At 69.9% G+C, this 12,330-nt stretch carries 10 protein-coding genes and 2 tRNA genes; 9 read left to right on the plus strand and 3 right to left on the minus strand.

Features of this window, described 5'->3' with window-relative positions:
* Positions 1-12 precede the first annotated feature (12 nt).
* Entirely contained in the window at positions 13-768 is a 756-nt protein-coding gene (locus AB0I73_RS22550) for an AIM24 family protein (protein ID WP_363040009.1), read from the plus strand.
* A gap of 101 nt (positions 769-869) precedes the next feature.
* Here the strand turns inward: AB0I73_RS22550 and AB0I73_RS22555 are convergent, their stop codons facing one another.
* A complete protein-coding gene (locus tag AB0I73_RS22555) occupies positions 870-1,397 on the minus strand; it encodes an NUDIX hydrolase (protein WP_363040011.1) in 528 nt (175 codons plus the stop codon).
* Positions 1,394-2,836 (minus strand): zinc-dependent metalloprotease, encoded by a 1,443-nt coding sequence (locus tag AB0I73_RS22560; RefSeq protein ID WP_363040013.1) that lies wholly within the window; start codon positions 2,834-2,836, stop codon positions 1,394-1,396. Before AB0I73_RS22560 ends, AB0I73_RS22555 begins: the two co-directional genes overlap by 4 nt.
* A 192-nt stretch (positions 2,837-3,028) precedes the next feature.
* Between AB0I73_RS22560 and AB0I73_RS22565 the strand changes: the two genes are divergently transcribed.
* From AB0I73_RS22565 to AB0I73_RS22580, 4 genes are all read left to right on the plus strand, one after another.
* Entirely contained in the window at positions 3,029-4,144 is a 1,116-nt protein-coding gene (locus tag AB0I73_RS22565) for an SDR family oxidoreductase (RefSeq protein ID WP_363040015.1), read from the plus strand.
* A gap of 112 nt (positions 4,145-4,256) precedes the next feature.
* A complete protein-coding gene (locus AB0I73_RS22570) occupies positions 4,257-4,718 on the plus strand; it encodes a molybdenum cofactor biosynthesis protein MoaE (RefSeq protein ID WP_363040017.1) in 462 nt (153 codons plus the stop codon).
* A gap of 169 nt (positions 4,719-4,887) precedes the next feature.
* Positions 4,888-5,055: a hypothetical protein gene (locus AB0I73_RS22575; protein WP_181383367.1), complete on the plus strand. Its 168-nt coding sequence runs from the start codon at positions 4,888-4,890 to the stop codon at positions 5,053-5,055.
* A gap of 101 nt (positions 5,056-5,156) precedes the next feature.
* Positions 5,157-6,251, plus strand: coding sequence for a PDZ domain-containing protein (locus AB0I73_RS22580; protein WP_363040019.1), 1,095 nt, complete (start codon positions 5,157-5,159; stop codon positions 6,249-6,251).
* 58 nt (positions 6,252-6,309) lie between these two features.
* Here AB0I73_RS22580 and AB0I73_RS22585 read toward each other — a convergent pair whose 3' ends face one another.
* A complete protein-coding gene (locus AB0I73_RS22585; protein WP_363040021.1) occupies positions 6,310-6,852 on the minus strand; it encodes a PPA1309 family protein in 543 nt (180 codons plus the stop codon).
* A 164-nt stretch (positions 6,853-7,016) separates the two neighbouring features.
* On the opposite strand from AB0I73_RS22585, the gene AB0I73_RS22590 reads away from it, so the two are divergent.
* From AB0I73_RS22590 to AB0I73_RS22605, 4 genes are all read left to right on the plus strand, one after another.
* Positions 7,017-9,974 carry a UPF0182 family protein gene (locus AB0I73_RS22590; protein ID WP_363040098.1) on the plus strand — a complete coding sequence of 986 codons (2,958 nt, stop codon included), beginning with the start codon at positions 7,017-7,019 and terminating at the stop codon, positions 9,972-9,974.
* Positions 9,975-10,030: 56 nt separating this feature from the next.
* Positions 10,031-10,104: transfer RNA gene (locus tag AB0I73_RS22595), tRNA-Met, on the plus strand.
* Between the two features lie 223 nt (positions 10,105-10,327).
* Complete coding sequence (locus tag AB0I73_RS22600; protein ID WP_363040023.1) at positions 10,328-12,145, plus strand: tetratricopeptide repeat protein; 1,818 nt, start codon at positions 10,328-10,330, stop codon at positions 12,143-12,145.
* Between the two features lie 99 nt (positions 12,146-12,244).
* Positions 12,245-12,318: transfer RNA gene (locus AB0I73_RS22605), tRNA-Met, on the plus strand.
* Positions 12,319-12,330: the final 12 nt, after the last annotated feature.

Genomic DNA, 12,330 nt, shown 5'->3' on the forward strand with positions numbered 1-12,330 from the left:
AGCAACCACACCATGCAGAGCCCGCTTTTCGCCTACAACGACCAGCAGACCCAGGAACGCTGGAGCCTGCAGAACAAGCAGATGCTCCGGGTCGCCCTGGGGGGCCATGAGGACATCCTCGCCCGCAAGGGCAGCATGATCGCCTATCAGGGGCTCGTCGAGTTCGACGCCGAGTACCAGAGCCGCGGTCAGGCACACAGCCGTGCGCGCACCGGTGAGGGACTGGACCTGATGCGCTGCCACGGGCAGGGCACGGTCTACCTCGCCAACCTCGCCCAGCACATCCATCTCATGGACGTGGACCGTGAGGGGCTGACCGTCGACAGCAGCTATGTGCTCGCGATGGACTCCTCGCTGCACCACGAGGTCATCGCCGTCGACAGCCTGTACGGCATCTCCGGCTCCGGGAAGTACCAGCTCAACATCACCGGTCAGGGCAAGGTCGCGCTGATGACCTCCGGCATGCCGCTGCTGATGCAGGTGACGCCGGACAAGTACGTCAGCTGCGACGCCGACGCGATCGTCGCCTGGTCCACGGGGCTGCGCGTGCAGATGCAGGCCCAAACCCACTCCTCCGGGGTGTGGCGGCGCCGCGGCAGCACCGGTGAGGGCTGGGAGCTCAGCTTCATGGGCAGCGGCTTCGCACTCGTCCAGCCCAGCGAGCTGCTGCCTCCGCAGAACGCACAGATCGGCTCCGGCCTCGCCGCACAGTACGGCATGGGCCAGCAGGGCGCCCGTGGACAGAACCAGGGCAACGTCTGGAGCTGAGCCGTTGGCCAGGGCAGAGGTGGGGGGGCGACCGCCCGTGGCGGTTGCCCCCCACACGCGTGCGCTCTTCGCGCAGTGCTCGTCCCGTGGGCGCCCGTGCGTCAGACGCCCAGTCTCGTCCGGGTCGCCTCCAGCAGGCGGACGACCGAGGCGTCGGCCACGTCCGCCACCTCGTCGTACGGGAACCAGCGCAGATCGAGCGACTCGTCGCTGATGGCGTGTGCGGCGTCCGGGGACGCCACGGCCGCGTACTGGACGTCGAAGTGCCAGTGGCAGGGCGACGGGATCGCATGCCGGTCCAGACGCACCGGCCCGCCCTTCAGGAGTGTCAGCCCCGCGACGCCCGACTCCTCGGTGGCCTCCCGCAGAGCCGCAGCCGCGAGTGAAGCGTCACCCGGCTCACAGTGACCGCCCATCTGCAGCCACATCCGCAGCTTCCGGTGCAGGGTCAGCAGCACCCGGCCGCGCTCCGGATCGATGACCAGGGCGCTCGCGGTGATGTGGCCGGCGTCGCAGGCCTTCCACATGCCGTCCTGGTGCGCGGCGAGGTGGTCGAGGTAGGCCTGGCGGAGTTCCGGCTGGTCCTCGTACCCCTTGAGCACGAGAACCGTGTCGTCGTACAGGCTCACTCGGTGCCGTCGCCCTTGCCCTCGTGGTTGTCCGTGCCCTCGTCCCTCTTCCTGAGGTCGGTCTTGCCGGCCGCCTCACCGAGCATCTTGTCCAGTTCGGAGAAATCGATCTGCTCGCGGTGCACAAAACCGTCCGGATCGTCCAGGTCGGTGGCCGTCGGCAGCATGTCCGGGTGGGCCCACAGGGCATCCCGGCCGTCGACCCCGCGGGCGTCGGTGAGCGAGGCCCACAGGCGGGAGGCGTCGCGCAGCCGGCGCGGGCGCAGCTCCAGACCGATCAGCGTGGCGAACGTCTGCTCCGCGGGGCCGCCCGAGGCGCGACGGCGGCGCAGCGTCTCGCGCAGCGCGTCCGCGGACGACAGCCGGGGCTTCGCCGCCGCGTGCACCACGGCGTCCACCCAGCCCTCGACGAGGGCCAGCGCCGTCTCGAGACGGGCCAGGGCGGCCTTCTGCTGCGGGGTGTCCTCCGGCTGGAACATTCCCTGCTGGAGAGCCTCCTGCAACTGCTCCGGGTTCTGCGGGTCGAACTGGCCGACGACGTCCTCCAGCTTGGCGGTGTCGACCTTGATGCCGCGCGCGTAGCCGTCGACCGCGCCGAACAGGTGTGAGCGCAGCCACGGCACGTGAGCGAACAGTCGCTGGTGGGCGGCCTCGCGCAGGGCGAGATACAGCCGCACCTCCTCCTGCGGGATGCCCAGGTCCTTGCCGAAGGCCGCGATGTTCACCGGCAGCAACGCGGCCTTGCCGGCCGGGCCGAGCGGCAGGCCGATGTCGGAGGAGCCGACGACCTCACCGGCCAGCACGCCGACGGCCTGGCCGATCTGCGTGCCGAACATGGCGCCGCCCATCGAGCGCATCATGCCGATCAGCGGGCCCGCCATGGCCTGCATCTCCTCCGGCAGGACGTCGCCCATGGCGGCCCCGACGCGCTCGGCGACCGGGTCGACGAGCTCCCGCCACGCCGGCAGGGTCGCCTCGACCCACTCCGCGCGGCTCCACGCCACCGAGGAGGCCGCACCGGACGGCAGCGAGGTGGCGTCGTCCAGCCACAGGTCGGCCAGACGGACGGCGTCGTCGACGGCCCTGCGCTCGGCGGGGCCGACGCTGGCGTCCTTCGTGCCGTCCGAGGTGCCCTGGGAGACCGTCTGGCGGGCGATCTGCTTGGCCATGTCCCAGTTCACCGGACCGCCCTCGTAGGAGAGCATCTGTCCGAGCTGCTGGAAGGCGGCGCCCAGGTCGTTGGGGTTCAGGGAACCGAACATCGCGGCGAACGGATTGTCGGCACCGGGGCCGCCGAAGCCGCCCGCCCCGGGCATGCCGAAACCGAACGGGTTGGCCGGGTCCTGACCACCACCGCTCTGCGGGTCCTTCTTCTTGCCCTCGTCGCCGTCGTCCGGCTCCTCCGGCGGAAGGCCGAATCCGAATGGGGTGTCACTCACGGGATTCCTCGGCTGGTAGGGCCACCGGTTCTTTCCGGCGGCACGGTTGCCCGACAACACCACCCAGCGTAGACACCTGAAGCGGTTCGGGCCTCGATGCTTCGCCGACAGAAGGCCTGCGGCAGGATGGATGCCACCTGGTACACATGCTTCGCATGCGCTCGTACTGAAGACAACCGCTGGAGACGCCCGGTGAGTTCCCCAGATCCGCAGGTTCGCGCAGCGCGAAACCAGTCGACCCACCCGTCGTCCCCGCGCGGGCCCGTCGTCGCGGTCACCGGCGCCGCGGCCGGTGTCGGCGCGCTGCTCACCGAGCGACTCGCCGCCTCGGAAGAGATCAAGCAGGTCATCGCCATCGACGAGCGCCGCGGCGAGTGCGCCGAGGCGCACTGGCACATCCTGGACGTACGGGATCCCGCCATCGCGGACAAGCTGCGCGGGGCCGACGTCGTGGTCCATCTGGCACTCGACCTCGACCTGGAGACCGAGGCCGCCGCCCGAACGGCCTACAACGTCCGCGGGACGCAGACCGTGCTGACGGCCGCCGCGGCGGCCGGGGTGCGCCGGGTGGTGCTGTGCACCTCGACGATGGTCTACGGGGCGCTCCCGGACAACGAGCTGCCGCTGTCCGAGGACGCGGAACTGCGGGCCACGGCCGAGGCCACCGGCGTGGGCGATCTCCTGGAGATCGAGCGGCTCGCGCGCAGGGCGCCCCGCGCGCACCCCGGTCTCAACGTCACGGTGGTACGGCCCGCTGTGCTGGTGGGAGGCACCGACACCGCACTGACCAGGTACTTCGAGTCCCCGCGGCTGCTCGTGGTGGCCGGCTCGCGGCCCGCGTGGCAGTTCTGCCACGTCGATGATCTGTGCAGCGCCCTGGAGTACGCGGTCCGGGAAGAGGTCGACGGTGAGCTGGCCGTCGGGTGCGACGGATGGCTGGAGCAGGAGGAGGTCGAGGAGCTCAGCGGCATCCGGCGGATGGAGCTGCCGTCGGCGGTCGCGCTGGGCGCGGCGGCACGGCTGCACCGGATCGGGCTGACCCCGTCCCCGGCCGGGGACCTGGCGTACACGATGCACCCCTGGGTGGTCAGCGGGAGCCGGCTGCACGACGCGGGGTGGCGGCCCACCTACACCAACGAGGAGGTGCTCGCCGAGTTGCTCGAGGAGGTCTCCGGTCGGCACACGGTCGCCGGGCGGCGGCTCGGCCGCAAGGACGCGACGGCGGCGGGTGCCGCGGGAGCGACGGTGGCCCTGCTGGGCGCGGCCGCGGTGGTGCGGCGGGCGCGGAAGACCCGCCGACGGATCTGACGGATCTGAGAACGGGGCAGGAGCCGCCGACCGGGAGACCCCGCTACGCGCGCGGGGTGAACGGGCGGTGGAGCTGTTCCGTGCCGGCGTGGGCGTGGGGCACGATGGGGGCATGGCATCCACGAGAGATCACCCCGGTGAGCAGGCGGCACAGGATCCGATCAAGCTGATCGCGATCCGGGACGCGCCACTGTCCGTGGACGAGGTCTTCCGGGCCGTCGGCGATGACGCGGCCGGCGGGACGGCGCTGTTCGTGGGTACCGTGCGCAATCACGACGGCGGGGCCGACGTCGACGAGCTGGGATATTCGTGCCACCCGAGCGCCGAGGACGAGATGCGGCGGATCGCCGAGAAGGTCGCCGCCGAGTACCCCGTGCGGGCGCTGGCCGCCGTGCACCGGGTGGGGGACCTTCGGGTCGGGGACCTGGCCGTGGTCGTCGGCGTGTCGTGCCCGCACCGGGGCGAGGCCTTCGAGGCCTGCCGGAAGCTGATCGACGACCTCAAGCACGAGGTGCCCATCTGGAAGCACCAGAAGTTCTCCGATGGAACAGAGGAATGGGTGGGGGCCTGCTGAGGCGTTCCGTGTCCTCACTGTCCTCACTGTCCTTGCTGTCTTCCTGTCCTTGCTGTCTTCGCTCCGGACTCCGGTTGCGTAACCGCACCCCGGGTATGAGCGTTGTCACTACGGATGGTTAATCTGCTGATCAGTCAGTCGCGGGCGTTCATGGGGTTGGGAGGTCGGCATGGCCGCTCTTGCCTGGTTGCTGATTCCGTTTATGACCGCGGTCGGCGCGGGACTGTGGGGCACCTGGGCCAACCGCACGCGCAGAGCGCGGAGCGACGGCCCCGAACTCGTCGGGTACGCCCGTTTCCGCGAGGCCATGGAGAAGCCCCGGCCCTCGGGTGACTGAGGGGCCGAAAACCGCAGGTCACCGGCGTACGACGAGGTCAGGGCCGCCCGGACGGGCGGCCCTGACGGTGCGCTGACAGACCCGTCCCGTACTGTCGGTGCATGCCACGCCGCACCGCGACGATGCTCGCCTCCACCCTGATGCTGATCGCACTTCTGTGCGCAGGTGTGTTCATTCCCGTGCCGTACTCGGAGATGTCCCCGGGGCCGACGGTGAACACTCTGGGCGATCACGACGGCGAGCCGGTGCTGCACATCAAAGGGCGCAAGACCTACCCGACCGACGGTCACCTCAACATGACCACGGTGCGGGTCACGAGCGCCGACTACCGGATGAACCTGGTCGAGGCCATCTATGGATGGCTCGCGCACGACAACAAGGTCGTGCCGCACGACACGCTCTACCCCGACGGCAAGACGGAGGAGGAGTCCACCCAGGAGAACGCCGAGGAGTTCAGCCAGTCCCAGGAGAGCGCCAAGGTCGCGGCCCTGAAGGCACTCGATGTCCCGGTGAAGTCCTGGGTGATCGTCGCCAGTGTCGTCAAGGGGTCCCCCGCCGAAGGCAAGCTGCACGCCGGCGATGTGATCAAGAGCGTCGACGGCAGCGCGGTGCGCAAGCCGGCCGATGTCGCCGAGCTCGTGACCGAGCACAAGCCCGGCGACGACGTCGAATTCACGATCGTGCCCGCCAAGGAGCAGGCCGCCGCCGAGAAGGAGAACCGGACGCCGACGCGGACCGAGAAGGTCACGATCACCACCACGGCCTCCGACGACGCGGGGAACAAGCGTGCCGTCGTCGGAATCGCGGCCGGGACCGACCACACCTTCCCGTTCAGCATCGACATCAAGCTCGCCGACGTCGGCGGGCCGAGCGCCGGTCTGATGTTCGCGCTCGGCATCTACGACAAGCTCACTCCGGGCAGCCTGACCGGCGGCGCGTTCGTCGCCGGCACCGGCACGATCGACGACGCGGGCAAGGTCGGGCCGATCGGCGGGATCGAGATGAAGACGGTCGGCGCGCGCGCCAAGGGCGCCCAGTACTTCCTCACGCCCGCGGACAACTGCGCGGCGGCCGCCGAGGACACCCCCAAGGGTCTCACCCTCATCAAGGTGGACACCATCGACGACGCCCTCGCCGCGATGAAGGACCTCGGCTCCGGTGACACCGCGGACCTGCCGAAGTGCAAGGCTTCCTGACCGCGCGGGCACGCCTGCTGCCGCCCGCGCGGGCACGCTTCCTGCCGTCCCGCGCGGGCTACTCCGCGAACGTCGCCGACAGCGCCTCCGCCAGACCCGGCACCAGGGCGGATCCGGTGAGGACCTCCGTGGGCGAGTCCTTCTCCCGCAGCCGCAGTGCGGAATCCCGGGCGCCGTCACGCAGGACCGCGACCGTCATACGGACCTCCTGGCGCTCCGGGTGCTCCGCCACCCACGCTGCCAGCGCGGCCTCGTCCAGGTTCTGCGGGACCTGGGCCTCCGCGGACGGCGGCAGCATCAGACGCTCCACGGTCAGGGCACAGCCGGCGACCGAGTCGGGCCAGGCGATGGTGCCCAGGAACTCGTCGAGCGGCTTGCCCGTTGGAATCTCATCCTGCTCGATCGGGGTGAGGGCGGTTGTCTCCTGCTCGTCGCCCAGACCGAGCCGGTCCGCCAGCGAGGGCTGTTCGGCGCGGAGCCGCGCGGTGTCTACGAGGGCGAAGAGACGGGCAGGCTGGTCCCAGCCGAGGCCGGAGACGTACTCGTCGATCTCGAGTACGGCCCGGGTGAGCGGGTTCGCCGCCATGGGTGTGTTGGACATGGTCACAATCCTCTCTCGTTCAGGACCGGAATCGGGAACTGAGTAAAGGGTGAGTAAGTTGCATAGGTGTGGGCCCGCGATTGCGCGGGTCCGCGCATGGTCCACGAACTCGCGGACCTGACGAATCAACAGCGAACTTCGAGGTGCCTACCTTGGCTTTCCAGATGCCGGACCGTGGCGGAGGCCCGACAGGGCCACGGATGAGAGTGGGCCGCCCGTCCCGGCGGGTCCGGACCCTGCTCATGACCCTGGGCGTCCTGGCCGTCCTTCTCATGGTGTTCACCATGTTCGCGGGGTTCTGGACTGACTGGTTGTGGTACCGCTCGGTCGACTACTCGTCGGTGTTCACGACGACCCTGTGGACCAAGATCGGACTCTTTTTCGTCTTCGGCCTGCTGATGGCTTTCGCGGTCGGCTTCAACGTCTGGTTGGCGCACCGGATGCGGCCGCCGCTGAGTGCCATGTCGTTGGAGCAGCAGAACCTCGACCGGTACCGGATGGGCATCGCGCCGTACAAGAAGTGGCTGCTGCTCGGCATCGCCGCACTGGTGGGGCTGATCGCCGGCGCTTCGGCGTCGAGTCAGTGGCGGACCTGGCTGATGTGGGTCAACGGTGTGCCGTTCGGCAAGAAGGACCCGCAGTTCAAGCTGGACGTCTCGTTCTACGCCTTCGACCTGCCCTGGTACCGGTTCATGCTCGGGTTCGGCTTCGCCGCCGCGATCCTGTCGCTGATCGCCGCCGCGCTGACGCACTACCTGTACGGCGGGCTGCGGGTCACCAGCCCCGGCGCGCGGGCCACGGCGGCCGCCACCGGGCACCTGTCGGTGCTCCTGGGGATCTTCGTCGCCCTGAAGGCGGTCGCGTACTGGCTCGACCGGTACGGCCTGGCGGTCAAGTCCAGCGACTTCAAGGCGACCGACAACTGGACGGGTCTGCGGTACGTCGACGCCAACGCCTATCTGCCGGCCAAGACGATCCTGTTCTGCATCGCCGTGATCTGCGCGCTGCTGTTCTTCGCCACCCTGTGGCGGCGTACGTGGCAGCTGCCCGTGATCGGCTTCGGCCTGATGGTGCTGTCGGCGATCCTCATCGGCGGCCTGTACCCGGCGATCGTGCAGAAGTTCCAGGTCCAGCCGAACGAGCAGGCCAAGGAAGCGCCGTACGTCGAGAAGAACCTCAAGGCGACGCGTGAGGCCTACGGCATCGACGACGCCCAGGTCGACGAGTACCCGGGGACCAGCCAGACCGAGGACAAGACCAAGCTCCGGGACCAGGTCTCCGAGACGGCGAGCATCCGGATCATGGACCCGAACATCGTCTCGCCGACGTTCCAGCAGCTCCAGCAGATCAGGAACTACTACGCGTTCCCGACCAACCTGGACGTGGACCGCTATCCCGACCCCAAGACCGGCGAGGAGCAGGACACCGTCATCGGCCTGCGCGAGCTGAACCTCAACGGCATCCCCAAGCGGAACTGGATCAACGACCACTTCCGGTACACCCACGGATACGGTGCCGTTGCCGCCAAGGGCACCAGCGCCGACGACGGCCGTCCGGTGTTCACCGAGTCCGACCTGCCGTCCAAGGGCGACCTCGGCACGTACGAGCAGCGCATCTACTACGGCGAGCGGACGACGACGTACTCGATCGTCGGCGGTCCCCAGAAGGAGATCGACTACTCCGACGACAGCGGCGAGAAGACGACCAGCTACAAGGGCGACAGCGGTGTCGACCTCGCCAACCCGATCAACCGGGCAGCCTACGCCGCGGCGTTCAGCGAGCCGCAGATCCTGTACTCCGGTGCCATCGGTGAGGGCTCGCGGATTCTGTACAACCGCACGCCCAAGGAGCGCGTCGAGGCGGTCGCCCCGTGGCTGACCATCGACGGCGACGCCTACCCCGCGGTGGTGGACGGCCGGATACAGTGGATCGTCGACGCCTACACGACCACCAACGGCTATCCGTACGCGTCGCGGACGACCCTCGGTGACACCACGGCCGACTCGCTGACCGCCACCAACGACAACCGCGCGGTGGTGGCCCAGGAGAACCGGGTCAACTACATCCGCAACTCGGTGAAGGCGACCGTCGACGCGTACAGCGGCGAGGTCAAGCTCTACCAGTGGGACACCAAGGATCCCGTCCTGAAGACGTGGATGAAGGCGTTCCCGGACACGGTGGAGCCGAGGAGCGAGATCTCCGGCGACCTGATGGACCACCTGCGGTATCCGCAGGACCTGTTCAAGGTGCAGCGCGAACTGCTGACCCGCTACCACGTGAAGGACGCCACCACGTTCCTCAGCGGCAGCGAGGTGTGGCAGGTGCCGGCCGACCCGACGAACAAGACGGGTGACGCGGTACCGCCGTACTACCAGAGCATGAAGATGCCCGACCAGAAGGAACAGGCCTTCTCGCTCACCACGACGTTCACTCCGAACGGCCGTGACAACCTCAGTGCCTTCATGGCGGTCGACGCCGAGGCGGGCAGCGAGGGGTACGGCAAGATCAGAGTCCTGAAGCTGCCGACGAGCACCACGGTGGCCGGACCCAAGCAGGTGCAGAGCCAGTTCAACTCCGAACAGGACATCGCCGAGTCGATCAGGCTGCTGAGAGGCGGCGACTCCGAGGTCGAGTACGGCAACCTGCTGGCCGTCCCGCTCGACGGCGGACTGCTGTACGTGGAGCCGGTCTACGTACGCGGTGGTGGACTCAAGTACCCGCTGCTGCGGAAGGTGTTGGTGACCTACGGAGGCCAGACGGCCTTCGAGGACACGTTGGAGCAGGCCCTCGACAAGGTCTTCGGGGCCAAGGGTTCGGCCACCGAGCCGCCACCGGGCGAGGACGGGGGCTCCGGCGAGGACCAAGGCACGCAGCCGCCGCCGACGTCCGAGAACCCGTCGGTCCAAGCGGCCCTGAACGACGCCCAGGATGCCTTCCAGGCCGGTCAGGAAGCCCTGAAGAAGAACGACTGGGAGGCCTACGGCAAGGCGCAGAAGGATCTCGAGGAGGCCTTGCGCCAGGCTGAGAAGGCCCAGTCCGCGGAGGGCGGGAGCAGCTCCGGCGGAGGCGGCTCGAACGCCTCGAAGAGCAGTCCCAGCCCCGACCCGAGCCCGAGCAGCTAGCAAGCCGCCTGGTCAAAGGCCCATCCCGCGCCGTGGTACGGTTGTACACACAACGGCGCGGGGTGGAGCAGCTCGGTAGCTCGCTGGGCTCATAACCCAGAGGTCGCAGGTTCAAATCCTGTCCCCGCTACTGAAGTCGCGATGACGGCGACATCAAAGGCCCGGATTCCTCAAGGAATCCGGGCCTTTGTGATGTGCGAACACATGTGCCGAACCCGGTGACAGCCGCGTCGGCGACGGGAGTTGGCCGATCTGTGTTTGACTTGTCTCTCTGTGGGCATGTCGACAAAACGCTGAAGTGACCTCACTGACTGCGGCATGTCAGGTGTACCCAGGTTGCGGGTGGTGCGACGATGGACGTTATGGGGGATAGGGCAACTCTGTACGAGACGGGGCGTTTTGAGCAGTCCTCCTCACGAGAGGAACCTCGCGACGAGACGGGGGAAGCCGCCGACGAGGCGGCCGAGGAACTGCGCCGGCGGCTCGCTGCCGAAGCCGGCGACGTGGAGGCGATGAGCGTCCTCGGCGCCATGTTGCTGCGCCGCGGCGACCTCGCCGGAGCCGAACCCCAGCTGCGTGCCGCCACCGCCGCGGGCGACCGTGCCGCCGCCAACAACCTGGGCGTCCTCCTGTTCCAGCGGGGCTACGCGGAGGAGGCCGCGGGATGGTGGCGGATCGCCGCCGTCGCCGGTTCCGCCCCGGCGGCCCACGCGCTCGGCCGGCACCACCGCGAGCGCGGCGACGAGCCCGCCGCCGAGTACTGGCTGCGCCAGGCCGCCGAGCAGCACCATGTGCTGGGTGCCTACGCGCTCGCCGACCTGCTGGAACACCGCGGGGACACGGCCGGGGCCGAGCGCTGGATGCGAGCCGCCGCCGAGCGGGGGCACCGGGAGGCCGCCTACCGGCTGGCCAGGGCGCTGGACCGGAAGGCCGCGGAGGAGACCGACGGCAGGGGCGCCCCGTTAGTGGAGGAGGCCGAGCAGTGGTACCGGCAGGCCGCCGCGCGGGGACACCGCCGGGCCGCACTGCACCTCGGTGTGATCCTGGAGAAGCGCGGCGAGCTCAAGGAGGCCGGCCGTTGGTATCTGACGTCCGCCAAGGACGGGGAGGCGCGGGCCGCCTGCGCGCTCGGCTTCCTGCTGCGCGACGCCGGAGACGCCGACAACGCCGCCGTCTGGTGGCTGCGCGCGGCCCAGGACGGCGACGGCAACGCCGCCAACGCGCTGGGCGCCCTGCACGCCGAGCGCGGCGAGACCCAGACCGCCGAACGCTGGTACCGGGCCGCGATGGACGCGGGCGACGTCAACGGCGCGTACAACCTCGCCCTGCTCTGCGCCGAGCAGGGCCGGACCGGACCGGCCGAGCAGTGGTACCGCCGGGCCGCCTACGCAGGTCACCGCGAGGCGGCCAACGCGCTGGCGATCCTGCTGCTGAGGGCCGGGGACGAGACGGGCGCGGAGCCCTGGTTCTCCAAGGCCGCGGAGGCGGGGAGCGTGGACGCCGCCTTCAACCTCGGCATCCTGCACGCGGGCCGGGAGGAGAACGCGGCCGCGCTGAGCTGGTACGAGCGGGCGGCGGCCGCCGGGCACACGGAAGCCGCCCTCCAGGTCGGCATGGCCCGGTTGCGTGACGGCGACGAGGGCGAGGCGGAGCGGTTCCTGCGGTGCGCGGCGGGCGGCGGCAGCGCCGAGGCCGCCTACCGCCTGGCCACCGTCCTGGACGCGCGTCGCCCGCCGGAGCCCGCGCATGAACTGGGCGAACCGGTGAACCGGCGCAGCGAGTGCGAGGAGTGGTACGAGCGCGCCGCCTCCCAGGGCCACCGGCGCGCGCAGGTGCGCGTCGGCATGCTCGCCGCGGCCCGCGGTGACGTGGTCGAGGCGGCCCGCTGGTACCGGGAGGCGGCCGAGGCCGGTTCCCGCAACGGCGCCTTCAACCTGGGCCTGCTGCTGGCCCGGGAGGGCAGCGAGCCCGAGGCGGCCGTGTGGTGGACCCGCGCGGCCGACGCCGGACACGGCCGGGCGGCTCTGCGGCTCGCCCTGGTCTACGCGCGCCGGGGCGAGCTCGCCGAGGGCCAGCGCTGGGCCGACCGCGCGGCGGCGTTGGGCCCGGCGGCGGTCACGGAACGAGCGATCCGCCTGCGCGACGCGCTCCGTGAGGAACTGTCCGCGTGACGGCGCACCTCAAGGGCTCATGGCCCTCAAGGGCTCATGGCCTCCACGGAAAGGGATTTGCTTCCGTCCACACCCTTGACGTAACGTTGCATTCATCGACGCGGGGTGGAGCAGCTCGGTAGCTCGCTGGGCTCATAACCCAGAGGTCGCAGGTTCAAATCCTGTCCCCGCTACTGAAGGCCGAG

This window comes from Streptomyces sp. NPDC050388, assembly GCF_040655635.1.
GTDB lineage: Bacteria > Actinomycetota > Actinomycetes > Streptomycetales > Streptomycetaceae > Streptomyces.